Raw genomic sequence first — 25,155 nt, 5'->3', positions numbered from 1 at the left:
AGAAACCGGGATTCTGCCCTCCAGGGGCCCTCCCGGCTCTCTGCGTACTGCTAAGTTGAAAACCGTATTGCAAAACATTGATTCATAAATTATTCTACTACCAAGAGGTTTTAGGATGGCAGACGAAAAACAGTTACAACTGGTTACCTTTCAGCTAGGCGATGAGGTCTATGGCATCGATATTATGCAGGTCAACGAGATCCAGAAGGTCCAGGAGGTGCGGTCCATACCGAATGCGCCGAACTATGTTGAAGGAATTTTCAACCTTCGGGGCCAGATAATTCCGATTATCAACCTGCACAAGCGTTTTCATCTTCGTCGGGCTGTTCTGAGCGAAGAAGACAAGCTGCTTTCCGGATTTCTCATTCTTAACCTCGATGGCATGCAGCTGGGAGTCTTCATCGACAAGGTCTCCCGGGTCATAAGTATTGACAGCAGTAAAGTACAGCCCCCGCCGCAAATGATATCCGGTATCGGCGCCGAGTATATTCAGGGAGTAACATCCGAAGAGACGGGGTATCTGATTATTCTTGATATAAGAAGGATTTTCGATCCAAAAGAGCTGCAGCAGCTCGGAAAAATCGGAAAAAGATAAGAATACAGTATGTCAATCCCAGTTTATAAGCCTACCTTGAAGCGTCGGGACATGGACGCGGTTTTAACGTGTATGGTCAGTGATGAAATCGGGCCCGGAAGCCTTGCGGAACAATTCAGCAAGGAGCTTTCCAGGTATCTCGACAAAAAGCTCGGGCTTGCCCTGCGTTCCCCCACCGAGGCTCTCGGCCTCGCATTGCGGAGCCTGGATCTTCCCCAGGGGGCGAGTGTGGCAGTCAGCGCACTTTCTCCCCTCTATTATCTTGATGCCCTGGAAAACCTGGGTCTGCAGCCCCTTTTTATCGATGTGGATGAGTCCTCTGCCTGCATATCCCCGGAAGGGGTACGGAGGACTGTGGAGCAGAATCCCGCCGCCTGGATAATTCATTCCCCCTTCGGCATCCGGCCGGATACGGAGATCCTCCGCGAGCAGGGCACGCCGCTTATTGAGGACCTTACATCCGTGGTAGCCGCTCCGGAGGAAGACGAGCAGGGGGCAGCGGCCTTTACGATGATCCGTACAGAATACATGGATCCCATTACAACCGGCGGAGGGGCCGTCATCCTGCCTGGAAGCATGAAATACCGCCGCCTTTTGAAGCCTCTGGAGGACGAACTTCCGACCGAAACGCGCATGCCCGACATAAATGCTGCTCTGGGCCTTGCCCAGATGCAGAACATCGAGAGCATGCATCAGCAGCGAAGTGAAATATACGAAGTTCTATCCCAGGCCCTGATGAAATCCAAACACCACGGCTTCTCCCCGGACAGCGAAAAAAGCGTGGTTCCCACGGCTTTTCCGGTGGTCATCGATACAGGGATGAATGAGGTCCGGCAGTATGCTCTGAGAAACGGTGTCCAGACGGAAAACGCCTTTGCTTCCACCCCCTATGCCAGGCTTCAGTCGGAGGAAATCGACTGCCCCGTAGCTGCCAGTCTGGCTTTACGGACCATTCTTTTTCCCCTGTACCCATCCATGGGTCGGAAAAACACGGAATTGCTGGTCAGAATATTATCCACTTTGCCGTAAAAAAGGTGTAGACTTGGAGTCAATGCAAAGAGAAGTAAAGCGTGCCCTGCTTGTTGCGAACTGCCTTAAGGAGAAGGCGGAGTCTCTTATCTCCGATATCGGAAGCTATCTTCAGGAGCACAGGATCTTCTATACCGTCAACCGTATCACCGGCAAACCGGATATATCAAGTTTTTCCGAAGAGAACGCCGCGGATATCGTCTTTTCCCTGGGAGGCGACGGTACTGTGCTGTACACCGCCAGGGCCCTGGCGGGTCTCAACGTCCCTATTCTGGCGGTCAACATTGGCAGTCTTGGTTTCATTACCGAGGTTACCCTGGATGAGTGGAAAGAGGCCTTTGAGAAGTATCGTTCCGGGATCCTGGGCCTGAGCGAGCGGGTCCTGGTCAACGTCTCCGTGGAGCGCAGGGGAGAGATCGTTCGGGAATTCGAAGGCCTGAACGACGCCGTTGTGGCCTCCGACGGGATATCCAAGGTTGTTCGTCTTTCGGTTGATATTTCCGATACCCCGGTGGGAAAATACCGGGCGGATGGAATCATCGTCTCCACCCCGACGGGATCCACCGCCTACAGCGCCGCGGCGGGCGGCCCGATCCTCGATCCGGAAATGGAAGCCCTGGTATTGAATCCTATCTGCCCTTTTACCCTTTCCAACAGGACCATTGTTGTCAACGGTGACAGATGCATAACCATTCTGGTGGAAAAAGATCAGCGTACCAGGATAATCCTGACCATGGATGGACAGATAGTCTTCCCCCTGGAACCGGAAGACAAGCTGCATATCCGTCGCTCCTCCCGCAAGGTCTCTCTGATCCGTTCGGATAAACGAAACTTTTACGAGGTTCTGCGGACCAAGCTCAACTGGTCGGGAGGCCCCGATGCTTGAGGAACTGAGGATCGAGAACTTCGCCCTTATAGATTCCATCAATATCCGATTTTCCCGGGGGCTGAACATCCTTACCGGAGAGACCGGTGCGGGAAAATCGATAATTGTCGGGGCGCTGGGAGCAATTCTCGGGGACAAGGCGGATACGGGTGTAATCCGCAGCCACGCCGACGAGGCAAGAATCTCCGGGGTTCTCCTGGTGGATCATAATCCCGATGCCCTGGCATGGCTTTCTGAACACGATATCGTACCCGAAGAGGGGACCGTCATAGTGCGCAGGGTCATTCGCCGAAACGGACGGGGAAGTGTTTTTCTGCAGGACAGCCAGATTCCCCGGGCAACGCTTCAGGAGTTCACCTCCCTGCTTTTTGACATGCACGGTCAGCATGAACACCAGTCACTGCTCCAGGTTGATCAGCACCGGAAGCTCCTGGACTCCTTCGCCGGTATCGAAAATCAGGTTTCACAGCTGGCCTCCAACTTCAGCGAATTAACCAGGCTGCGCAGGGAATACGACTCCATGAATCAGGCGGAGCGTGAACAGCTGCGGGAGCTCGATTTCCTGAATCATGCAATCGAGGAAATTGACGCCGCCCATCTCAAGCCGGGAGAAGAAGAGTCCCTTCAGGAAGAGCTCGAAATAATCTCCCAGGCGGAAAAGATATATTCCCATCTCGAGGAGTTTTCCCGCCTTTCCAGTGAAAGCCGGGGAGGGGCCATCGCTTACCTAAGAAAAGCCAGGGATGAGCTGAGTTTTCTGACCGGTATTGTTCAGAAGCTGGAACCCCTCCTGGGCCGCTTCGAATCGGCTTTTCTCGAAATGGAGGACATAATCGAATCTGTCCGGGCCTATAATGACGAAGTTCAGTTTTCACCCGGCCGCCTGGATGAAATCGAGCAGCGCCTCATGCAGATCCGCAGACTGGAGAAAAAATACGGCGACAGTATCGAGGAGGTCCTTCAGTACCGTGAGGACTCCGCGGCAAAAATCAACTCCATCGATTCCTGGCAGGAGAGAAAGGAGGAGATGGAACAGCAGCTGTCAGAGCTTAATCGCAAGATCGGACAGATTGCCCGGTCGGTGAGCGAATCCCGCAGGCAGGTTGCCGGGAATCTCAAGGCCGCCGTGGAAGAGAGAATACGTCCCCTGGGAATGCAGAAGGCGGTATTCTCCGTACAGGTAGAGCCGAGGACCGGGGAGAACGGAAAGACAGTATGCGGACCTTCCGGTACCGACCAGGTTGAGTTTCTCATTGCTCCGAATCAGGGGGAGCCCCTTAAGCCCCTCAGAACCATCGCTTCCGGAGGAGAACTCTCCCGTCTCATGCTGGCAATAAAAACGGTTCTGTCCGAGGCTGACCAGATCGACTCGCTTATCTTCGATGAAATCGACACAGGCATCGGAGGAGAAGTGGGGCTCGCCCTGGGAGAACAGCTTTCCCTGCTGGCTGAACGAAAACAAATACTTTGCATAACACATCTTGCATCTGTGGCCGTTCGTGCCGATAATCATATTGTGGTGACGAAAGAGATCGAGGACGGACGCACTATCACGCATACACGAAGCCTGAGCGAAGATGAACGGGTGACCGAAATAGCCAGAATGCTGTCCGGTGATCCCGTGGGAGCCGCCTCTATCAGCCACGCCCGCGAACTAATCGGAAAATATCCGCCCAAGGCGGGGCTCAAGAGGTCGGAGAGTGGGTAAGATAAGCGAAGAGGCCAAAAGACGCTATATAAACAAGATCGCCGAATACAAGGCAGCCGTCGAGACTATCCAGAAACGTGAAAAAGAGCTTGCCGCCGTTGAAGGGGATACCGCGAATCTGAATAAACTTGTTCTTGCCGATGAGGTCCTCAACCTGGTCTCTTATTACGTGCTTATGAATGCCCTTTCCCTCTCCCTGCTTGGGGTCAAGAACGAAGCCTATCTGAACGATGCCAGGAAGGGCTGCTATAAGGCGATCATCTATCTGGAAGATGCTGTTTCAGGTCAGATCGATGCCCCGTTTTCCGATTACGAGGAGTTTCTTCAGAAGATTGAAAGCTTCGACGAGGGAAAACGCTGGGAGCTTATCAGAAAACTCGGGTTTTCCATCAATGCGGTGGAAGACGGTTTCGGGGCAAATTCAAAGTGGAAATGGTCCTTTGTCGAAATTGAAGGACGCTACGCCACAATCGTAAAAAATCTGCTGGATCTTAAGCAGCTGACCGCCGGACTGGATCCCCGGGCTGATTTTTACAGCGAAAGAAGCGCCCACCTGCGTCTTACCAAGCAGCTCCTTGAACAATCCGCCAACAGGTATCGCGAAAAATACGAACTCTCCACATCCCGTATTGATGATTTCAAGCTTGCCATTAATTATCTTGCCGCCCTGCGCCGTATTCACATCCTTCTGGGAGAGGTGGAAGAGAGCGAGGTCATACGGAAAAAGATGGATGTCTGGCGGGCTAAAATGGAATCCGACTCTAAACGGGTGGATCAGGCGAAACGGAAAGGCTGACTCAGACCTTCGTTGACAGTATCAGCGCAAGTAAGTAGGATGTCCCGTAGATTATGAAGCGACGTTACCGTCTCCTGCTGGCTTTTCTGGCTGTTCTCGGATATCTGATTTTTTTCCCCAGAGAACTCTCTTCAGCTCTGACACTCACCCCTCAGGCGATATTTGATCTGGATGTCTCAACGGCGCCTCAGGCGGTCGACGGGACCATCCCTTTTGTCGCTTCAGGATATGCAGGATTTCTCGATCCCGAAGGTCGGCCTCTGTATACCGAGAAAGTCCGCTACGGAGCTGCGGTTTCTGCTGAAGCTTTAATTAACTACGATTCAGTCTCCACACAGCTTGTATTGCGAAACCGGGAAGGGGATATCCGGGCTGTGATTGAAACCCGGGGGTACCCCTTTTTTCTTGATGATCGTCTTCTCGTGATTTCCACGGACCGCCTTCGTCTTGGAGAGTATACCCCCGAGGGCGAGCAGCTGTGGAGTATCGCCTTTCCGTCCCTCGTGACGACCTGTGTGGCATCGGGAAACCGTACCCTGGTCGGTCTCTTGAACGGGACTTTCCTGTTTCTCGATCAGAACGGCAGCATCATCTTCCGGTTTGAACCTCCGGAGGGCCGGATAAAGGTCGCCTACGGTGCGGCCATGGACGCTTCGGCGGAGGCCTCTGTGGTTGTAGCCGGTATAGATCCCCAGACAGCCTACCTTCTGGAAGAGCTGAAGGGCGAACTGAACAATATAGACTCTTTTCCCCTCGAATCTGAACTCAGAAGGAACATTAGTATAACAGACCTGCATTCAGGCCGATTCGCCATTGAACAGGAAAATGGGCTTCTTGTGCTTGACCGGTCAAATCTGCGGAGGAGGAATTTCAGCCTTCCCGGACGGCTGCTCGCCGTGGCAGGGCATCCCGGATCGGATCTGCTGGCTGTATTGAGTCGTGAAGAGGCGGATGGGTATATTACGCTTCTGGGCAGTGAAAGCCGGTACCGGGGGCATCTGACGCTTCCCGGGACAGGTGCGGGAACCTCGATTGTCTGGTCAGGTAACAGGCTTATTCTGATTGCAGACCGACATGTTCTGGTCTACCGCCTGGAGTCCGTGTAGTATGGTCCGGTTAAAAAGGTCTGCGGTTTCTGCTCTGTTGATTCTTTGCCCCCTGATCCTCTTTTCACTGGATTATCAGTGGCCGGTAAAAAATATCCTCCTTACGGGTACCTTCGGTGAAGACCGGGGAGACCATTTCCATTCCGGTATTGATCTTGGAGGCGGCGAACAGGAGATCTATCCTGTCGATCAGGGAGAGCTTATCTTCTTCTACGAAGAATCGGCACCGGCCTCGCGTGTTCCTTCCGGTATGGGGAACTTTGTTGTAGCCGAGCATACAGGGGGGGTGCGTTCCCTGTATGCCCATTTACAGGAGAGTACCGAGGACGCCCGGAACTATCAGCTTGACCCTGCGGTTCCTCTGGGGGTGATGGGGGAGAGTGGAAGCTCCCTCGGAGTACACCTGCATCTTTCGGTGATAGATTCGGATACGGATAATATCGTCAATCCCCTTTTGATTCTGCCTCCCCTGATAGATACCACTCACCCGAACATAAGCGGAGTTTTCCTGGTACGGGGACAGGAGGAGATTGCTCTGGATGAGAGGAGTGAACCCGTCGCTTCAGGGCGCTGGGATCTCAGGCTTGAGATGCATGATCAGAGTGAGCACTCCTATTACTGGCCCATGGCGCCTTTCAGGGTTACCGTTTACATGAACGGTTCAGAATCGGTATACATGACCTATGAATTCCTTTCCATCAGGGATGGTACCCATTATCTGCTGAATACCCCGGGATTTTCCCACGACACCATGTATATCAGTGAAACCAGGATAAGTCTCGGAGAGATCAATCTGAATCCCGGTGAGACGCGTTTTGAAATCGTTGTAGCGGATTATGCCGGCAACGAGACCGTATTTCAGAAGGCTTTGGCGGTCCGGTAATGAAGACCTTTTCCATGTCTCCCGGAGAAGAAAAAAAGAGGCTCATAGAATGTCCTGTGTGCGGATACCCGGAGAGCAGTCCCCGCTGGTCAGGGAGTATGGGCTTTGTGACCTGTGGCCGCTGCGGGCTGGTGTATCAGAACCCGCAGCCGATGCTTGAGGATCTGGCGCAGCGCTATGACGATGAATACTTTGAATATGAACGTGAAAATGAGGAGAATTTCTTCTCTCTTATGCTCATGGGACTCGAGGATATCGGGTTCCCCGAGCTTGCGGGGGATCTTCCCCGAAGCTTCCTGGATGTAGGCTGTGCGACCGGAAAGCTGATAGCCCACGTAAAGGAGCTGGGTTTTTCGGAACAAGGGGTCGAAATATGTGCTCCTTCGGCCCGCTACGGAATAGAAAAACGGGGGGTCAGCATCTTTATCGGCACCCTTGAGGAGGCGGCTTTCCGGGATGAGAGCTTCGGAGTCGTTCACTGCAGTCACCTGATTGAGCATCTGACCGATCCTGCGGCCTTCGTTGATGAGGTCCGTCGTATTCTTGTTCCCGGGGGGATCTTCCTTGTGACGACTCCGGACATTCAGGGCATGCAGGCTCGTCTCTTCGGAGAAGGCTGGCGCTCTGCTATACATGATCACATGGTACTTTTTTCCAGGACCACCCTCCGGCGCCTGCTTGAAGACAAGGGTTTCAGCGTGGAGAAGCGGCGTTCCTGGGGAGGCCTTGCTGTCGGGACGGCTCCGGCACCTCTCAAGAGAATCGCCGACAGGGCATGTAAATTTCTGAATCAGGGGGACGTAATGATTCTCCTGGCCCGCAAACCTTTATCCGGGGAGGGCTGAACAGCTGGAGCTGGACCCGCTGTTTCGGTACTTGACAGGAATTTCTCTTTTTTCTAGACTTTCAAAATGCTTCGTGGGAGGAATGCATGACCAAAGAGCGTCTTTTAGGACTCTCCGACGAGATAATCCGGGAGCTTGCACGCAAAGAAGGAGTTCATTTTTCTCCTGAAACGGGGAGGGAAGAACTCGTCGAGCAGATTATCGAGGCCCTTGACGAGGACCGTGTGGATCGCGAGGTTTTAAATAATCTTGCAATGCGGATAAAGGAAAAGAAATACGAGGTCGTTCAGGATGAAGATATCTTTATTTCGGATGACAATGAGTATCCGATTCCTCAAAGCTATAACGAAACGAAAATTTTTCTGATGCTCAGGGATCCTTACTGGGCTTTCTGTTACTGGGAGATATTCCCTTCCGAGGCTGCTGAAATAAAGCGCTCCGAGGGGCTTACGGAGCTTTTCCTCCGTGTGTATACCCTCCCTGACGGTGAACTGACGATCAAGAGTTTCAGTGACTATTTTGACATTCCCGTCTCGCTTTCCGACGACTGCTGGTACATCAACCTGCCCCAGAGCGGAATCCGTTACTGCATCGACCTGGTTTCGATTACCAAGGGATCCATAAAGCGATTATGCAGATCGAATATAATTTCCAGTCCCCGGGGAGATGTTCAGGAAGAGATGAAGTCCGCCGACAATCCGCTGCTTGAAACCCTTTTTCTGTCGGGACTCTTTGATGTAAACATCGCCGATGAGAAAGATGAGATTCCTCAGAGAATAATCTCACTGATAGACAGCCAGTACGTACATCTGACTAATTAAGAGGATTTTTATGCCGAGAGGATATCTCAGTTTTGTTTTACATGCCCATTTGCCTTTTGTGCGCCATCCGGAGTATGCACACTTTCTTGAGGAAAACTGGCTTTTTGAGGCTATATCGGAAACCTATCTTCCCCTGCTTCGCCGGTTTTTCGCATTGAAGGAAGAGGGAATCCCCTTCAGGATAACCCTCTCGGTATCTCCGACTCTTGCGAGCATGCTGAATGACGAACTCCTGCAGAAACGGTATGTGGGTCATCTGGAAAAGCAGCTCGAGCTGGCCAGCAAGGAGCTTCTGCGCACCCGGGATGACGAGCAGTTTCGTCCTGTGGTGAGGATGTACAAAGAGCTGCTGGATCAGAATTATCAGGATTTTACTGTTCTGTACAAGAACAACATTCTCAGGGGAATACGGGAGCTGGAAAAATCAGGGCATATAGAGCTTATTACCACTGCAGCGACTCACGCCTTTCTGCCCCTCTTCGAGGAGTACCCGGAAGCCGTGGAGGCCCAGATCCATACGGCGGTAATAAATCACGGGCGGCTTTTCGGTACCGCCCCAAAAGGATTCTGGCTGCCCGAATGCGGTTATTATCCCGGAGTCGAGCGGATCATCAAACAGTACAACCTGAACTACAGCATAGCTTCACCCCACGGTATTCTTTTCTCCGATACCAAGTCCCCCTACGGCATCTATGCTCCCATGGAATGCCGGAACGGACTTCCCCTTTTCGGTCGGGATATTCCGTCCTCCCGGGCGGTCTGGTCAGAAGAGGAGGGGTATCCCGGAGACTTCGCGTATCGCGAGTTTTACCGGGACATCGGCTTCGATCTGCCCATGGATTATATCCGGCCCTATATTCATGATGATGATATCCGCGTATATACAGGCTTCAAGTACTATGCGATTACGGGAAAGACTGATAAAAAGCGCCCCTACGATCCCGGGGTGGCAGCGGCGAAGGCCCAGGATCACGCGGAGAACTTTCTCTACAACAGGGTAAAACAGGCGGACAAACTGTCGCGTTTTATGGACCGACCTCCGGTTATCGTCTGTCCCTACGATGCGGAACTTTTTGGTCACTGGTGGTTTGAAGGGCCACAGTGGCTTGAATCTCTGATTCGTTTGATGGCTGAATCCGGTGACGGCCTTGAAATGCTTACCCCCAGCGATTATCTTGAAGTTTACCCTGATAATCCCAGGGGTGAACCGACCTTCTCCAGCTGGGGAAACAAGGGATACGCCGAGGTATGGATCGACGGCAGCAATGACTGGATATACCGGCACGTTCACAAGGCCATAGAGCGGATGAAGGACCTGGTGAAGCGTTACCCTGCTGAGTCCGGACTCAAGCTGCGGGTTCTGAATCAGGCAGCCCGGGAGGTGCTTCTGAGCCAGGCTTCGGACTGGCCATTTATTATCAAGACCGGTACAACGATTCCCTACGCGGAGAAGCGCATAAAGGAACACCTGTATAACTTCAATCGCATATACGACAACCTGTGCCGTAACACCGTGGATACCGAATGGGTAACCGGAATCGAAAAAAAGAACAATGTTTTTCCGGATATTGATTATAGAATATTCAAGGAAAACGGCTGAAAAAAAGGGCTTTTACTCTCCATGCCGGGCATAGGATTCAAGCTGTTCCATAGTCATGAGTTCAGCATAATAGAACCGTCGCAAAAAGCCCCGTTCCTCGGTGGTTCGCACCTTGCAGATACGGTAGGCAATTATCCTCGGCGCCGGCCATGATGGTCGGAGAGGTCTTCCGTTCAGGTCTACAACCTGGTTGACCCGAAGGGGGAATTCGATTTCCTGCCGGTCTCCGTCGGGATAGACAATATAATACTCCTGCAGGGTCATTCAGGTTTGTCCTCTTCCTCTTTTTTTACGAAATTCAGGGTCTTTGGTCCTTCGGCGTTCTCTTCGGGCAGTTCCTCAATCAGGGAGACGCTTTGAAAGGGCAACATAATGTGCTTCGCCTCGGAGAACTCCTTGCGAAAATCGTCTTCCGCGGGGTTGATAATGAGGCTGCTGTTCTTCGGCAGAATCAGATCCTTGATTGAAACAAAGTAGGGGTGGGTCAGATCCAGACTGCGGGCTTTCAGGCTTACTTCCTTGCCTTTCCAGGAAAAATGGACCCGGTAAATCGACACAATGATTCCTCCGGATCAATGATTACCCAGCTGCAAATCTTTTGCTACTACACAAACGTAAAGCTGATAGTATCGGCATCTCTTCGCAAATACTTTAATTAAAAAGAATTGACGTTGACAATTTTGGCTGGTGAGGTAGTATTGTTACTATGTGTGGGGAAAAGTGGGAGATTGTAGAGAAAAGTGGTAGGCCAGGGTGATTACCGGGGAATATAAAAACTCCCTGGACGACAAGGGACGACTTCTGATCCCGTCCAAACTCCGGACGGATCTCGAAGGGGAGCGCCTCGTGCTGACCCGGGGGGTCGAAACCTGTCTCTGGCTTTTTCCTCTTGAACAGTGGAAGTCTCTGGCTGAACAGCTTACCCAGTCGACTTCCCTTTTTCAGAAAAGGGCGCGTATCCTGAAGCGCCGCATCATTGCTCCTGCCCAGGAAGTGGAAATAGACAAAGCGGGCAGGATCACAATTCCTCCGACCCTGCGGGAGTATGCTGATCTGAACAAGGAGACGATAATCCTCGGGCTGGAAAACTATATGGAAATATGGAACGAATCTTCCTACCAGGAAGATCTCGAATCCAACGAAGAAGAGTTCATGGCAGCCGCCGAGGAGCTGGGAAAAATACTTTCCCTCTAAATTTTTGAGCAAGGAATGGGGATGACGGATATTGTGCATGTTCCGGTAATGAGCAGAGAGGTTCTGGAATATCTTGCGCCGGAAAAGAATGATGCCCTGCTCGTCGATTGTACGATGGGCGAGGGGGGGCATTCTGAACTTTTCCTGCAGAAGTATCCGGACCTGAAGGTTGTCGGCCTTGATGCCGATTCTGCTATTCAGGACATTGCCAGAAAACGGCTTGCCCCCTATGCGCCCAGGGTTCGTTTTTTCAATACCTGGTTTAATCTGTTTTTCAAGGACTATCCACTGGGAGGGGAACGTCCGAACCTTATACTCTTTGATCTGGGTATTTCCGTCTTCCATTTTGAAAAGGGAGAAAGAGGATTTACCTTCCGTGCAGACGAGCCTCTTGATATGAGGCTCGATACGAGTCTCGAGACCACCGCCGCGGATATTGTAAATGAATATCCGGAAGAGCAGCTGGCGAATATCCTCTATCACTACGGTGAAGAACGGTATTCCCGGCGAATTGCCGCGGCGGTGGTCCGGGCCCGCGCGGTAAAACCTCTTGCCAGCAGTAAGGCCCTGGAAGAGGTTATCTGGAAGGCTGTACCCGACAAATACCGCCGGGGAAGAATCCACCCCGCCACGCGTTGCTTTCAGGCTTTACGGATCGCGGTGAACGGTGAGCTGGCCCGCCTGGAACAGGCCCTGGAATATGCCCTGCGTATACTCGCTCCGGGAGGAAGAATGGGCGTAATCTCCTTTCACAGTCTGGAAGACAGGATTGTGAAACATTTCTTTCTGGGCAAGAATAAGACCTGTACTTGTCCTGAAGATTGGCCGATGTGTAAATGTGAGGGGGAACCGATTGTTTCTATTCTTACCAAAAAGCCGCTTGTTCCCGATGAGGAAGAAAAGCACAATAATCCCCCGTCCAGAAGCGCGAAATTTCGCGTTGCCCGGAAAATGAAAGAGTGGGAATAGGTATGAAGCGTTTACTTGTGGTTTTTATGTTGTTTTCTGTTCCGGCGCTGCTTTTTCTGAATATCTGGCAGGGATTCCGTTTCTGGGAAGCAGAGCGCTATATTGCCAGGATGCAGGATGAGCAGCAACAGCTGTTTGAAGAAAACAAACTCATGATTGTCAATATTGCAGTCGCCTCTTCCCCCTCACGAATCAGTGAGCTTGCCAGAGAACTGGGGCTGGAAAAAACGGATCAGCAGGATATTCTTCGCGTACGAATTCCCGGAAGGGGGAATGATGGCTGATTCTCTCTTTACACTGGAAAATGCAGTGGATGCCGTATCGGGACGTTTTGTCGGCGCTTCCTGCGGAGCTTCGGTTACCGGGGTATCCATCGATACCAGGACCCTCGCGGGAGGGGATCTTTTTGTCGCCCTGCCGGGGGAGAAGACCGACGGCCACGCATACCTGAAGGCCGCTTTTGAAGCAGGTGCTGCAGGAGCCCTGGCTGATGTGGATAAATGGGAACTGTTGCCTCTGGAAATACGGGAGGCCGGGCCTTTTATCCTTGTGAAGGATCCCCTGGCGGCTCTGCAGGAGCTGGCACGCTGGTATCTGGACAGGTATTCTTCGGTTCTGAAGATCGCTGTTACCGGCAGCAACGGCAAGACAACAACGAAAGAGCTTCTGGCCTCAATTCTGCGAAATCATCGTCCGACCTACGCGTCCTCCGGGAATTATAATTCCGAAATAGGTCTGCCCCTGTCGGTTTTTGGCCTTAGACATGAACATCTTTTCGGTGTATTTGAGTTCGGAACAAACCGGCAGGGAGAAATACCCCTTCTTGCTTCTATTCTGAAACCGAATATCGCTCTGGTTACGAATATCGGAACCGCCCATATCGGAATGTTCGGTTCCAGGGAAGCGATAGCCGATGAAAAAGGGGGGATTTTCTCGAGTTTTGACTCCCTTTCCCGGGGTCTGATCCGGGAAGATGAACCCTTTGCTTCCCGCCTTCTGGCGGGCAAACGCGGAACCTTCGGCAGCTTTGGGCCCGGCAGTACTCCGGGGGTTGAGAAAGTCGAGTACAGGGGGCTTGAAGGATCGATCATTCATTTCAAGGGACAGCAGATTAAACTGCGCCTGCCCGGTGAGCATAACGTTATGAATGCCTGTGCTGCAATCTCCGTGGCCCAGTTGTGCGGCGCTGAGGATAATTCCATTATCCGCGGTATTGAAGAGGTGAGTCCCTCCTTTGGACGCAGTGAATTTATCTCCGGCGACATTTCCCTTTACCAGGATTGCTACAATTCGAATCCCGAGAGCCTCAGGGCCGGTCTCGATACGATTAAAAGCAGCGGATGGACCAGGGGACGAAGAGTCGGCGTATTCGGTTCCATGAAGGAGCTCGGCTCCCTGGAGAAGGAGCTGCACGAAGAGGCGGGCAGGGTGTGCGCCGCAAGCGGTTTCGACGCCTGGTTTTTTCTTGGACCCGAGGCCCGGTATGCCTATTCCGCGTACAAAGCTGCGGGCGGAAATTCCGCCTTCTGGAGTGCCGAGGATGTCAAGCTGAAGGCTGACCTGCTGGAATATGTCCGTCCCGGGGATCTCGTCTATCTGAAGGGTTCCCGGGCTCTCGGCCTTGAGCGTATAGCCGAAGCTTTGCAGGAAGGATCCGTCAGGAGGCAGGTATGCTGAAAGAGCTGCTTCTGCCTCTGGTTAAATTTGAAACCGCCTTCAACATTTTTCAGTACATAACCTTCCGCGGGGCCTACGCCGCTGTGACGGCTCTGTTTGTCTCCTTTATTCTGGGGCCCTCAATGATCAGCTTCCTGCGGCGCCTTAAATTCCGTCAGTCCATTCGCAATGACGGACCGGAAAGCCACCTGGTCAAATCCGGAACTCCCACAATGGGCGGACTGCTTATCCTGGTTTCCATTCTTGTATCGGTTCTGCTGTGGCAGGATCTGCATAATATGTATACCTGGATTGCCCTGGCCGCCCTGATGGGCTTTGCCTTTATCGGTTTTCTGGATGATTACCTGAAGATTCTCAGGGGTTCGTCCGCCGGTTTGAGTGTCTCCTCAAAGCTGCTGGGGCAGGTGCTGATCGCCGGAGGGGTCGTCATCTATCTGTATATGAACAGAACCGAGTATACAACCCTTCTGTATATACCTTTCTTCAAGCATCCTGTGGTCGATCTCGGACTGCTGTATATTCCTTTTTCTGTTCTTCTGCTGGTATTTACATCCAACGCGGTGAATCTTACCGACGGTCTCGACGGACTGGCCATTGGTCTTGTTATCCTGGTCGGGCTTGCCTTTACACTGCTGACCTACCTGACGGGACGTGCCGACTACGCTGAGTATCTCCTGGTACCCTACATCCGTGAGGGTGGGGAGCTCGCCATACCCTGCCTTGCCCTTGTAGGGGCGAGCGTGGGCTTCCTCTGGTACAATGCTCATCCAGCGGAGGTCTTCATGGGGGACACCGGAAGCCTGGCCCTGGGGGGCGTGCTGGGTGTTATTGCCCTGATGATAAAAAAAGAGGTCCTCCTGATTATTGTAGGCGGAGTTTTTGTTCTCGAAGCAATGTCGGTGATAATACAGGTTGTTTCGTACAAGTTCAGGAAAAAGCGGGTCTTCAAGATGGCCCCGCTGCATCATCATTTTGAACTGAAAGGATGGGACGAAAGCAAGGTCGTGATACGCTTCTGGATTCTCGGTGGTCTTTTTGCGATCCTCAGTCTTTCGACGCTTAAGCTGCAGTAATGAGAAATATATTTGTTGCGGAAAGAGTAGATACCCGTCCTCCCGATCCTGTCTTCACCGGTGTAATGGTGCTCCTGGCAGGGCTCGGGGCGGCCTTCCTGTTTTCCGCCTCCTATTATTACGGAGAATTGAAATTCGGAAACTCTTATCATTTCCTCCTCAAACGGGGAGTGTTTCTTCTGCTTGGGGGCGTCGGGTTCCTTGCGGCCGCCCGGGTTTCTCTGGAAGTACTGCGGAAAATGGTGGCTCCCTTTCTCCTCTTGAGCGGCTTCACTCTGCTGCTTCCCTTTGTTCCCGGTATCGGCGGTGAGCTGATGGGAGCCCGGCGCTGGGTTTTCCTCTTCGGCAACTCCTTCCAGCCGTCGGAACTGGCAAAGCTCGCGCTGATTGTCTATCTTGCCCACTTTTTCAGCAAAAAGAAGGACCGTCTGGACGATCTGGTTAATACGGTTCTTCCTCCTCTGATCATTACTGCTCTTTTTGCCTTAATCATCTACAGCCAGAATGACTTCTCCACAGCCTTCTTTCTTGTTGCTGTAAGCGGGGCAATATTTTTTGTTTCCGGCGTAAAACTTTCCTATTTTCTTTTCCTGATGACCGCGATTATTCCCCTGGGGGCCATGCTGATTTTCACGAAGGAACACCGGGTACAGAGAATAATAGCCTTCCTGCAGCCGGAACTCGATCCGGTGGGTACGGGGTATCAGGTTATCGCCGCCAGGGATGCCCTGGAGAAGGGCGGCTTCATGGGCGCCGGACTTGGACATGGAACCGAAAAAATCGGAGGGCTTCCCGAAGCCCATTCGGACTTTGTATTTGCCGTCCTTGCGGAAGAGGCGGGTCTGCTGGGAGTCCTTGCCATCATAACCGTATTTGTGATTTTCGCGGTCAGGGGCTACGGAATCGCCCTGAAAAGCGGAGATTCCTTCTCGTTTCTCCTGGGTTTCGGCTGTGTAAGCGCTATTTTCCTGCAGGCCCTGTTCAACATGGCGGTCGTTGCCGGCCTCGTTCCGGCTACGGGGATTCCTCTTCCGTTTTTTTCCTCCGGGGGTTCCTCTCTTATAATTACCATGATCATGTGCGGTTTGCTGCACAATATTTCCCGAAGCGATACCAGGCAGGGAGGTCTCCGGTGAGCAGTTTTGCCGTTTACGAGCGATACTATGCGGACAACCAGTCCCCTCTGGGCAGGAAAAAAAGCCGTCATAAACACAACAGGCAGAAGGGAGCCTTGGATCTGAACCGGATTTTATCCGTGCTGATCATTTTTCTTCTTCTTGTACTCATCGGGGAGCTGGTTTTTCATCTGGTAATCACTCCCCGGCTTGTCCTGAAAAAGGTTTCAGTGGATATTGATGGGTATTATCCCTATGGTAACGAGGAGATCCTCAGGATCGCCGGCCTTGAAGGGGGCGTATCATTCCTCGGCGTCAGGGAACGCGACCTGGAAGAGAAACTCATCGCCAATCCCTTGATCAAGGACGCCAGGGTAAAAAAGCAGTTTCCCCATTCCATCGCCATGAGCATTGTTCCCCGGGCAGCCCTGGCTTCAGTTCTGGTTGATACCGGGAATTCCAGCATTCCTCTTTGTGTGGACCGGGAGGGCTATATAATCGCCGCCGAAGCGGGAGAAAACAAACCCATGCCGGTAATCTCCGGGGTACGCTTCGTTGACGCACGGCCGGGTATGAGGTTTCCCGAAGAGCTGGTGCGCTATCTTGAACAACTTTCCGACCTGAAAGCAGCTTCTCCCGAGCTTTTCAGCTTGATAAGCGAGATAAAATTCGTTAAAAAGAGTACAACCGACTATGAAGTTGTGCTCTTTCCGGGGCATGCCCGCGTCCGGGTCCGGACCGGTCCGGAAATAAATCCGGAACTGCTGAAGGGTATTCTGCTGGTTATAGATGTAGTGCAGAAGCAGGGGCTCACCGGGAGCCTGGCAGAGCTCGATTTCAGGGCCGGGGAAGTCGTATACCGGACAAGGGGGGGATGACGGTGCCGCACGACGGTTTGATTGTCGGACTTGATATAGGAACAACCAAAGTCTGTGCCTGTATCGCTGAAACAAATGACAACGGCATCCTCGAAGTAATCGGTGTCGGTACTGCTCCGTCCCAGGGGCTGCGCCGCGGTGTAGTTATAAATATCGAATCCACATTAAAATCCGTGGCCGCCGCAATAGAAGCCGCGGAACTCATGTCCGGCCGGGAGGTTGAGTCGGTCATAACCGGTATCGCCGGCGCCCATATCGAGGGCATCAATTCCCGCGGGGTTGTGGCTGTCTCGGGACGGGACCGGGAGATCTCCTCTGAGGATATCGCCAGGGTTATCGAAGCCGCCAAGGCCATTGTCATTCCCATGGACAGGGAGGTTCTGCACGTTATCCCCCAGGAGTTCATTGTCGACGATCAGCGGGGTATCAAGGATCCTCTGGATATGATTGGAATCCGTCTCGAGGCGGAGGTCCATATTGTCACCGGCTCTGTAACATCGGCCCAGAACCTGCTCAAATGCGTAAACAGGGCCGGTTTCCGGGTCAGCGAGATTGTTCTTGAATCCCTGGCCGCTTCCCGGGCTGTGCTGACAGAGGACGAGAAGGAGCTTGGTGTCCTGCTTATCGATCTGGGGGGCGGAACCACGGATGTCCTTGTTCATCTGGACGGAGCTCCCTATCACACCGATGTGGTGGCCCTGGGGGGAAGCCAGGTTACCAACGATATATCGATAATCCTCAAGACCCCCCTGGATGTGGCGGAAAGGATCAAGAAGGAGTCGGGGTGCTGTTACCTGCCCCTCGTGGATAAGGACGAACGGGTTATGATCCCGGGAGTAGGCGGCTGGCCCGCTGCCACAATACCCAGGCAGGAGCTGGTAAAGATAATTCAGCCCAGAATGGCTGAAATCTTTTCCATGGTAAGGGATCAGCTCGAGAAGAAGGATTATATGCGCCATCTGGGCGGAGGAGTCGTCCTCACCGGCGGCGGAGCCCTGATTCCCGGCGCCGCAGAACTTGCCCTCGAGGTTTTCGGGATTCCCGCCCGCATCGGGATTCCCGACAAACTGAGGGGCCTGGTGGAGGAGTATCAGAACCCCGTATACGCCACGGCCATGGGCCTCGTGTTGTACGGAAGCGAAGGCGTATCCGTCACCGAAGGCGGTATCGGCCGCAGAAAGGGCGAAGGCCTCATGAGCAGGCTGAAGGGCTGGATGAAGGAATTCTTTTAAACAGGGCATCCCGGAATATTCGGGGATGCCTGCAGGCAAAAGCCTTCCCTGAGGGTCTGGTCGGATTTTGGTAGGGTCCGGTTGAATCTGAGGGAAGGAGAATTTATAAAAATGCTTCAGGGAGGGGGCAATGCATATTGAAGTTATCGAAGAACAGGGCGCTGATCCTACATTGATCAAGGTAATCGGCGTCGGCGGCGGCGGAAGCAATGCAGTAAACCGCATGATCGCATCCAACTTAAAGAAGGTACAATTCATCGCCGCGAACACGGACCTGCAGGCTCTGCAGCGCTCCCAGGCGGAGGTCAAGCTTCCCCTGGGAACCAAGCTGACCTCCGGGCTCGGTGCGGGGGGAGTTCCCGAGGTCGGCGAGAAGGCTGCAATGGAGGACGCCGAGAAGATCAAGGAGGCCCTGCGTGGAGCCGATATGGTCTTTATTACCGCCGGAATGGGCGGCGGAACCGGTACCGGAGCGGCGCCGGTGGTTGCAAAAATTGCCCGGGAACTGGGCATACTGTCCGTGGCGGTGGTAACAAAACCCTTCGATTTCGAGGGGCGTAAAAAGCGCAGCCTGGCGGAGGAGGGAATCAGTAAACTGCGGGAAGCCGTGGACACCCTGATTACCATCCCCAACCAGTACCTTCTGAAAATTGTGGAAAAGCGTACTCCCATAAAAGAGGCCTTTCTTATGGCCGACGATGTTCTCCGTCAGGGGGTCCAGGGGATATCCGAACTTATAACCGTACCCGGAGAGATAAACATCGATTTTGCCGATGTGCGTACCGTCATGAAGGGGCGGGGCGATGCCCTTATGGGTATCGGCGTCGGTCATGGTGACAACAGGGCGGTGGATGCTGCGACGAATGCCATCAACAACCCCCTGCTTGAAGACGCCCGGATCGAAGGTGCCAAAGGCATATTGGTAAATATCAGCGGAGGAGAGGATCTTTCCCTGTCGGAATATGAAGAGGTGGTCCAGATCATTACCGCAAACGCCGATGATGACGCTCTGATCATTCCCGGGAGTGTTTTCGATCCCGCTATGGAGGACGAAATTCGGGTGACCGTTGTTGCCACGGGTTTCAAATCCGAAGCTGTTTCCGCGGATGCCGATGCCGCGGAAGAGGAGAACGAGGACGAGATTATCAAATACAAGGACTGGCTGGAAATTCGCGGTAAAGGGCTTTCCAAGGGGGGGACTCCGAGTCTCTTTCTCTCCGGCCGAAACAACGGCGATACCGATCTTGGAATTCCGACCATTCTGAGGGACCGAAAGATAGCAGGCCAGGGGGAGTAGTGCAGAAGCTGCTCCAGATCTACCGTGATTACCTCGCGATCGAACGGCATTACAGCGAAGCCACGGTGGATACCTACGCCGGGGTGGTTGGCCGCTTTCTGGATTATCTTTTCGAGGCCGGGATATCCCCGGTCGAGGCGGATGAAGGCCAAATCTCCTTCTGGCTCATGAACCAGCGGACTCCTGAGGGTCTCCTCCCTGATCCCCGGACCGCTGCCAGAGGAATCAGCGCACTTCGTTCATTTTTCCGTTTCCTGGTGCTTGAAGACCTGCGGAAGGATAATCCGGCACTCCTGCTGGAGCGACCCCGCCCGGGCCGGCGTCTGCCGGATACCATGAGTCTGGAAGAGGTGGAAAGGTTTCTGGAGCAGATCGATATTGCCTATCCCCTGGGTCTGCGGGATCGGGCCCTCTTTGAACTGATCTATTCCTGCGGTCTGCGGGTATCAGAAGCCTGCGGACTGAGCCTTGACCGGTATTATCCCCAGGACCTGGTGGTCAGAATTGTAGGTAAAGGTGATGCAGAGCGTTTTGTCCCCATGGGGGAGGCGGCCAAAGAACAAATGGACAGTTACCTCAGCCTCGGTCGTCCGAGGCTTGTATCTATGAGGCATCCGACAAACGCGGTTTTTCTCAACCATCGCGGCAGACCGCTTTCCAGAAAAGGAATGTGGAAACGATTCAAGGAGATTGCCCTGGAAGCGGGAGTGGAGGGAAAAATCCATACCCTCAGACACTCCTTTGCGACCCACCTGCTGGAAGGGGGGGCGGATCTTCGCTCAGTGCAGGAGCTCCTGGGGCACCGGGACATTACCACGACTCAGATATACACCCATGTTGCGGAGGGAGGACTGCATCGGGCACACAGGGAATTCCATCCCCGGGGTTAGGCTTGATGAAGCGGGACGGCATTTTGCAGGGTTATGATAGTGAGGAGGTAAAGGATGCATAAGAGCGGTTCATTCTCAAAACTGATCATCTTTTTACTTGTTCTCGTCATACTTCTTTCCTCATGCTCTCCCCAGCGCAGGGAGTATCTCGAGCGCGTCCGGGCCCTGGAAGCCGGTGAAGAGACCGCCGTTACGGAAGAGGAGGTCCGGGCGCTGGAAGAGGATATCCGTGCGCTCACGGATGACGTGGAAAAGATTGTCTCTTCAACAGCCCGCCTGGGGACCCTGTACAGGATGCTGGCGGTGGATTTCTTTGATGACGGGATGTTCGGTCCCGCTCTGGAGTACCTGGATAAGGCCCTGAGAATCTATCCGGAAAACCATATCCTCTATTATTATGCCGCCCTCGCGTCTGCAAGGATCGCAAAAACCAGGGGAGATGAAACACAGCGGCGTCAGGGTATGCTCGAGGCTGAATACTATTATCTCGAAGCCCTCAGGTACAGGCCGGATTACCGGGACGCCCTCTACGGACTGGGGGTGCTCTACGTATTCGAGCTCGGAACTCCGGAGAGGGCCATTCCCCATCTTGAGCGGCTTGTTTCAATCAGTGAATCCAATACGGATGCGCGGTTTGTACTTGCCCGGGCATATGCGTCAATCGGGGAGTACGAGGCCGCTGAAGATCAGTACCGGTCTATAATGGACATCGATGCCGACAGTGATGCCGCCAGGGAAGCCGAGCGGCTCCTGGGAATCCTGCAGGAGGATAACGGGTGATCGCAACCGCTTTTATCCAGCATCTGCCGAAGCTCACCCTGCATGAACGCTGTCTTTTGCATGAGCTTGCCGGGTATGACTGCGGTACCTTAAACGCCTCCCGGGTTGCGGATCTTATCGGACGGCGCTACAGGGAAGACTGGAATGCCGGCGAGGTATATGATCAGGCTGCTGCAGAAGTTGAGTGGCTTGATAAAAACGGCGGAGGAATTATCCCTTTCTCCTCCAGAGAGTATCCGGAGCTGCTCCGGGAGATCTACGATCCTCCCTTTGCCCTCTGTTATCGCGGCAGGAGGCCTTATTCAAATGCGCCGTATGCAGCCCTGGTGGGGACCCGCAGACCCAACGGGCGGGGTGCCCGCAGCGCCTATGAACTGGCCCGGGAACTCGCCGGATTCAATGTTTCGGTTGTTTCAGGACTTGCCCGGGGTATAGATCGCCAGGCCCACGAAGGCTGCATCGATGGAGGCGGAGTCACTGTCGCGGTACTGGGTTCCGGTGTTTCCGAGGTCGGTCCTGCTTCAAGCAGACCCACTGCGGAAAGGCTGATTGCTTCAGGCGGTGCGCTCTTCAGCGAGTATTCCGTTTTTACTCAGCCCCGGCGCTACCATTTTCCCATGCGCAACAGAATTATCAGCGGAATGTCCCGCTGCTGCGTTATTGTTCAGGCTCCCAGGCGCTCCGGGGCACTGATTACGGCGGATTACGCCCTGGAACAGGGGCGGGAGGTTTTTGTTCATGCCGACTGTTTTCAGACAGGTGTCGGTGACGGCGGATTCGCTCTTCATGAAGACGGAGCCCGGGCGATAAACTCTGCCGGTGAACTCATGGAAGAGTGGAAGAGCCAATGGGAATATTTACCCCGGGCACTGCCAGAGGAGCAGCTGCCATGAACAGGGGAGGAGAATATTCTGCAGCATTTCTGGCAGACGAATATCTTGATTATCTGGCAGGAATACGGCGTCTTTCCGCCAGGACGGTCGAAGCCTATTCCAGGGATGTCCGGCTCTATGCAGAGTATTCGCAGGTTCAGGACCTCTCCTTTCCGCCGGATCGTCGGGTCCTGCGGGGTTTTATCGGTTTTCTCAACCGCAAGGGTTTGGGGGCCCGCAGTATAAACCGGGTTCTTTCCTCTCTGCGGGGATGGTTCCGCTACCTGCAGAAGCGGAAGGTCATAGATACTGATCCCCTCTCGGAGATTGAGGGGCTGAAAACAAACCGGAGGCTTCCGGATTTTCTTTTTGTTCAGGAGATGGACAGGATGCTCTCCCTTGAGGAAGACGGCTTCGCCGGAAGCCGTGACCGGTTTATCCTTGAGCTTCTCTACTCTACCGGCTGTCGGGTAAGCGAGGCAGCAGGGATCAGGATGAGAGACCTCCGCAGGGCGGAGGGGCGGATACGGGTTCTTGGTAAAGGCGACAAGGAGAGATATGTCTACCTGGGAGGTCCTGCCCTGGACGCACTGGCGGTGTACCTCCCCCTTCGGCAGGAGCTTCTCCGGAGAAAAGGAAAGATTCCCACGGAAAGGGATAGGCCTGAGGGCCCGCTTTTAATAAACAGGAATGGCGGGGCCTTGAGCGACCGCAGTATCCGTACCGTCGTGGCCGAAGCTGCCCGGAGGGCGGAACTGGGGAAGAAGATCTCTCCCCATACGCTGCGGCACAGTTTTGCCACTCACCTGATGGACAAGGGAGCGGGGATCCGTACTGTTCAGGAACTTTTGGGCCATTCATCCCTCAGGGCAACCCAGGTCTATACCCACGTGGAGCTGGACAGACTGCGGGGCGTCCATGCCAGGGCCCACCCCCATGGAAGCAAGAATATCCCTGAAAAGGGGAGCGACACGAAGGATGTGAATAAATGAACCAGATGAAAGCGACAACCATACTTGCTGTACGCAAAGACGGTAAAACAGCCATGGCCGGGGACGGCCAGGTTACCCTGGGCAATACTGTTATGAAAGGTAACGCCAAGAAAGTGCGGACCATATACGACGGTAAAATCCTCGTCGGTTTTGCCGGGGCGACGGCGGACGCCTTTACCCTCTTCGAACACTTCGAGGGCCGCATAAAGGAATACAAGGGAGACCTTACAAGGGCTGCGGTTGAGCTGGCCAAGGATTGGCGCACGGACCGTATGCTTCGCCGCCTTGAGGCAATGCTGCTGGTGGCGGACAGGGAGAAGATACTCCTGATTTCGGGGACCGGGGATGTTATCGAACCCGAGGAGGGCGCCATTGCCATCGGTTCCGGGGGAAGTTATGCCTACGCGGCTGCGCTGGCCTACCTTGATTCCGGTGTCGATCTGAGCGCCCTGGAAATCGCCCGACGCTGCCTGAGGATAGCGGCGAAAATCTGCATCTACACCAACGAATCCATTATCAGTGAGGAGCTGGCATGATTATTGACGACATGACTCCCCGGGAAATTGTGGCGGAGCTTGATAAATACATTATCGGTCAGAACGAGGCAAAGAAAGCCGTGGCCATCGCACTGCGAAACCGCACCCGGAGAAAGAAGCTTCCCAAGGAGCTGAGGGACGAGATTGCCCCCAAGAATATCATAATGATCGGCCCCACCGGGGTCGGAAAAACTGAAATCGCCCGTCGTCTCTCCCGCCTCAGCGGCGCACCCTTTGTAAAGGTGGAGGCCACCAAGTATACCGAAGTCGGCTACGTGGGACGGGACGTGGAATCCATGGTTCGGGACCTCATGAGTGTGGCCGTCTCCATGGTCAAGGAGGAGCTTCAGGAGGGCGTCCGGGAAGAGGCGGAACGGCGGACCGAGGAGGCGATCCTCGATCTTCTCCTTCCGGGTATAAAAAAGCCGGAGGCCCCGAAGGAGGGCACTATGCCTGTTCCCGTGGAGGAGAGCGGTGGAAGCGATACCCGGGAAAAGTTCCGGAAGATGCTTCGTGAAGGCAAACTCGAGGAGAAGAGTGTTGAGGTGAACGTATCCCGGGGAGGTTTCCCGACCATCGAGGTTTTCGCCGGCAACAGCATGGAAGAGATGGACCTGAACCTGGGCAACCTTTCCAATATCCTCGGCGGAGGCAAGAAGAGAAAACGGGTAACTGTAAAACGGGCCAGGGAAATAATCATGGCTGAGGAACTGGACAAGCTGGTGGATACCGAAAGGGTTTCGGAGATCGCCAGGGATCGGGTCCAGGAGATGGGAATCATCTTCATAGACGAGATCGACAAGGTTGCAGGCAAGGAGAACCGATCCGGAGCGGACGTGAGCCGCGAAGGGGTCCAGCGGGATATTCTTCCCATCGTGGAGGGCAGCACCGTAAATACAAAGCACGGGATGATCGACACCAGTCACATCCTCTTTATTGCCGCCGGGGCTTTTCACATCTCCAAGCCTTCGGATCTGATTCCCGAACTCCAGGGACGTTTCCCCCTGCGGGTCGAGCTCAAGGACCTGGGAGCCGAGGAATTCGAGAGGATATTGACCCAGCCTCAGAACGCCCTGATCACCCAGTACAAGGCGCTTATCGGTACCGAGGACGTTACCCTGGATTTTACCCCCGAGGCGGTAAAACGGCTGTCGGAGATAGCTGCCCAGGTAAACAGCATGAGCGAGAACATCGGCGCCCGAAGGCTGCATACCATAATGGAGCTGCTTCTGGAGGAGGTCTCCTTTACGGCGCCGGAAATAAGCGGGCAGACCATAACCATAACCCCGGATTACGTGAACGATCGGTTGAGCGATGTGCTTCAGGACAAGGACCTGAGTCAGTACATCCTGTAACAGAGGTGTAAGGAGGGACGCTGTTC

The 25,155-nt window shown here is 53.7% G+C and carries 27 protein-coding genes; 25 read left to right on the top strand and 2 right to left on the bottom strand.

The window, feature by feature from the left end:
• The first annotated feature begins 115 nt into the window (after window positions 1–115).
• The 10 genes from B4O97_RS13425 to B4O97_RS13380 all read left to right on the top strand — a co-directional run bounded on the left by B4O97_RS13425 (window position 116) and on the right by B4O97_RS13380 (window position 10,269).
• The gene (locus B4O97_RS13425; protein ID WP_083051561.1) at window positions 116–595 is read left to right on the top strand and encodes a chemotaxis protein CheW; all 480 of its coding nucleotides are present in this window, start codon (window positions 116–118) and stop codon (window positions 593–595) included.
• A 9-nt stretch (window positions 596–604) separates the two neighbouring features.
• Window positions 605–1,624: a DegT/DnrJ/EryC1/StrS family aminotransferase gene (locus tag B4O97_RS13420; protein ID WP_083051559.1), complete on the top strand. Its 1,020-nt coding sequence runs from the start codon at window positions 605–607 to the stop codon at window positions 1,622–1,624.
• 22 nt (window positions 1,625–1,646) lie between these two features.
• Window positions 1,647–2,510: an NAD(+)/NADH kinase gene (locus B4O97_RS13415; protein WP_083051558.1), complete on the top strand. Its 864-nt coding sequence runs from the start codon at window positions 1,647–1,649 to the stop codon at window positions 2,508–2,510.
• Window positions 2,503–4,218 carry a DNA repair protein RecN gene (gene recN, locus B4O97_RS13410; RefSeq protein WP_083051556.1) on the top strand — a complete coding sequence of 572 codons (1,716 nt, stop codon included), beginning with the start codon at window positions 2,503–2,505 and terminating at the stop codon, window positions 4,216–4,218. Before B4O97_RS13415 ends, recN begins: the two co-directional genes overlap by 8 nt.
• Window positions 4,211–5,014: a hypothetical protein gene (locus tag B4O97_RS13405; protein ID WP_083051555.1), complete on the top strand. Its 804-nt coding sequence runs from the start codon at window positions 4,211–4,213 to the stop codon at window positions 5,012–5,014. Before recN ends, B4O97_RS13405 begins: the two co-directional genes overlap by 8 nt.
• 53 nt (window positions 5,015–5,067) lie before the next feature.
• Window positions 5,068–6,120, top strand: a complete 1,053-nt coding sequence (locus B4O97_RS13400) for a hypothetical protein (RefSeq protein WP_083051553.1) — start codon at window positions 5,068–5,070, stop codon at window positions 6,118–6,120.
• 1 nt (window position 6,121) lies between these two features.
• Window positions 6,122–7,003: a M23 family metallopeptidase gene (locus tag B4O97_RS13395; RefSeq protein ID WP_158084297.1), complete on the top strand. Its 882-nt coding sequence runs from the start codon at window positions 6,122–6,124 to the stop codon at window positions 7,001–7,003.
• Window positions 7,003–7,848 carry a methyltransferase domain-containing protein gene (locus B4O97_RS13390; RefSeq protein ID WP_083051550.1) on the top strand — a complete coding sequence of 282 codons (846 nt, stop codon included), beginning with the start codon at window positions 7,003–7,005 and terminating at the stop codon, window positions 7,846–7,848. Before B4O97_RS13395 ends, B4O97_RS13390 begins: the two co-directional genes overlap by 1 nt.
• A gap of 86 nt (window positions 7,849–7,934) precedes the next feature.
• A complete protein-coding gene (locus tag B4O97_RS13385) occupies window positions 7,935–8,669 on the top strand; it encodes a DUF4912 domain-containing protein (protein ID WP_083051549.1) in 735 nt (244 codons plus the stop codon).
• A gap of 10 nt (window positions 8,670–8,679) precedes the next feature.
• Window positions 8,680–10,269: a glycoside hydrolase family 57 protein gene (locus B4O97_RS13380; protein ID WP_083051547.1), complete on the top strand. Its 1,590-nt coding sequence runs from the start codon at window positions 8,680–8,682 to the stop codon at window positions 10,267–10,269.
• Between the two features lie 12 nt (window positions 10,270–10,281).
• Here B4O97_RS13380 and B4O97_RS13375 read toward each other — a convergent pair whose 3' ends face one another.
• Together B4O97_RS13375 and B4O97_RS13370 are read right to left on the bottom strand one after the other, a co-directional pair.
• On the bottom strand, window positions 10,282–10,533 hold the full coding sequence (locus B4O97_RS13375; RefSeq protein ID WP_083051546.1) for a hypothetical protein: 252 nt from the start codon (window positions 10,531–10,533) through the stop codon (window positions 10,282–10,284).
• Entirely contained in the window at window positions 10,530–10,826 is a 297-nt protein-coding gene (locus B4O97_RS13370; RefSeq protein WP_083051544.1) for a DUF1820 family protein, read from the bottom strand. The genes B4O97_RS13375 and B4O97_RS13370 overlap by 4 nt, the downstream gene beginning before the upstream one ends.
• 196 nt (window positions 10,827–11,022) lie before the next feature.
• Here B4O97_RS13370 and mraZ point away from each other — a divergent pair, with 196 nt between their 5' ends.
• From mraZ to hslU, 15 genes are all read left to right on the top strand, one after another.
• The gene (gene mraZ / locus B4O97_RS13365; RefSeq protein WP_083051543.1) at window positions 11,023–11,463 is read left to right on the top strand and encodes a division/cell wall cluster transcriptional repressor MraZ; all 441 of its coding nucleotides are present in this window, start codon (window positions 11,023–11,025) and stop codon (window positions 11,461–11,463) included.
• Between the two features lie 21 nt (window positions 11,464–11,484).
• Entirely contained in the window at window positions 11,485–12,432 is a 948-nt protein-coding gene (gene rsmH, locus B4O97_RS13360; RefSeq protein WP_083051541.1) for a 16S rRNA (cytosine(1402)-N(4))-methyltransferase RsmH, read from the top strand.
• Between the two features lie 2 nt (window positions 12,433–12,434).
• Window positions 12,435–12,716, top strand: coding sequence for a hypothetical protein (locus B4O97_RS13355; RefSeq protein WP_083051540.1), 282 nt, complete (start codon window positions 12,435–12,437; stop codon window positions 12,714–12,716).
• The gene (locus tag B4O97_RS13350) at window positions 12,706–14,109 is read left to right on the top strand and encodes a UDP-N-acetylmuramoyl-tripeptide--D-alanyl-D-alanine ligase (RefSeq protein ID WP_083051538.1); all 1,404 of its coding nucleotides are present in this window, start codon (window positions 12,706–12,708) and stop codon (window positions 14,107–14,109) included. The genes B4O97_RS13355 and B4O97_RS13350 overlap by 11 nt, the downstream gene beginning before the upstream one ends.
• Window positions 14,103–15,182, top strand: coding sequence for a phospho-N-acetylmuramoyl-pentapeptide-transferase (gene mraY / locus B4O97_RS13345; RefSeq protein ID WP_083051537.1), 1,080 nt, complete (start codon window positions 14,103–14,105; stop codon window positions 15,180–15,182). The genes B4O97_RS13350 and mraY overlap by 7 nt, the downstream gene beginning before the upstream one ends.
• Window positions 15,182–16,318, top strand: coding sequence for a putative lipid II flippase FtsW (gene ftsW, locus B4O97_RS13340; protein WP_083051535.1), 1,137 nt, complete (start codon window positions 15,182–15,184; stop codon window positions 16,316–16,318). Before mraY ends, ftsW begins: the two co-directional genes overlap by 1 nt.
• Window positions 16,315–17,175: a cell division protein FtsQ/DivIB gene (locus tag B4O97_RS13335; protein ID WP_158084296.1), complete on the top strand. Its 861-nt coding sequence runs from the start codon at window positions 16,315–16,317 to the stop codon at window positions 17,173–17,175. Before ftsW ends, B4O97_RS13335 begins: the two co-directional genes overlap by 4 nt.
• Window positions 17,172–18,407 (top strand): cell division protein FtsA, encoded by a 1,236-nt coding sequence (gene ftsA / locus B4O97_RS13330; RefSeq protein ID WP_332890747.1) that lies wholly within the window; start codon window positions 17,172–17,174, stop codon window positions 18,405–18,407. Before B4O97_RS13335 ends, ftsA begins: the two co-directional genes overlap by 4 nt.
• 130 nt (window positions 18,408–18,537) lie before the next feature.
• A complete protein-coding gene (gene ftsZ / locus B4O97_RS13325) occupies window positions 18,538–19,704 on the top strand; it encodes a cell division protein FtsZ (RefSeq protein WP_083051533.1) in 1,167 nt (388 codons plus the stop codon).
• The gene (locus B4O97_RS13320; protein ID WP_083051532.1) at window positions 19,704–20,594 is read left to right on the top strand and encodes a site-specific tyrosine recombinase; all 891 of its coding nucleotides are present in this window, start codon (window positions 19,704–19,706) and stop codon (window positions 20,592–20,594) included. The genes ftsZ and B4O97_RS13320 overlap by 1 nt, the downstream gene beginning before the upstream one ends.
• A 54-nt stretch (window positions 20,595–20,648) precedes the next feature.
• A complete protein-coding gene (locus B4O97_RS13315; RefSeq protein ID WP_083051531.1) occupies window positions 20,649–21,374 on the top strand; it encodes a tetratricopeptide repeat protein in 726 nt (241 codons plus the stop codon).
• On the top strand, window positions 21,371–22,267 hold the full coding sequence (gene dprA, locus B4O97_RS13310; RefSeq protein WP_083051530.1) for a DNA-processing protein DprA: 897 nt from the start codon (window positions 21,371–21,373) through the stop codon (window positions 22,265–22,267). Before B4O97_RS13315 ends, dprA begins: the two co-directional genes overlap by 4 nt.
• Window positions 22,264–23,238, top strand: coding sequence for a tyrosine-type recombinase/integrase (locus B4O97_RS13305; protein ID WP_158084295.1), 975 nt, complete (start codon window positions 22,264–22,266; stop codon window positions 23,236–23,238). The genes dprA and B4O97_RS13305 overlap by 4 nt, the downstream gene beginning before the upstream one ends.
• On the top strand, window positions 23,235–23,774 hold the full coding sequence (hslV, locus tag B4O97_RS13300) for an ATP-dependent protease subunit HslV (protein ID WP_083051527.1): 540 nt from the start codon (window positions 23,235–23,237) through the stop codon (window positions 23,772–23,774). The genes B4O97_RS13305 and hslV overlap by 4 nt, the downstream gene beginning before the upstream one ends.
• Window positions 23,771–25,129, top strand: a complete 1,359-nt coding sequence (gene hslU / locus B4O97_RS13295) for an HslU--HslV peptidase ATPase subunit (RefSeq protein WP_083051526.1) — start codon at window positions 23,771–23,773, stop codon at window positions 25,127–25,129. The genes hslV and hslU overlap by 4 nt, the downstream gene beginning before the upstream one ends.
• The last annotated feature ends 26 nt before the right edge of the window (window positions 25,130–25,155 follow it).

Origin of the sequence: Marispirochaeta aestuarii (assembly GCF_002087085.1) — a bacterium.
Taxonomy (GTDB): Bacteria; Spirochaetota; Spirochaetia; order JC444; family Marispirochaetaceae; genus Marispirochaeta; species Marispirochaeta aestuarii.
Note: the sequence above shows the minus strand (reverse complement) of the source record. Positions and strands in the feature narration are given on the sequence as shown.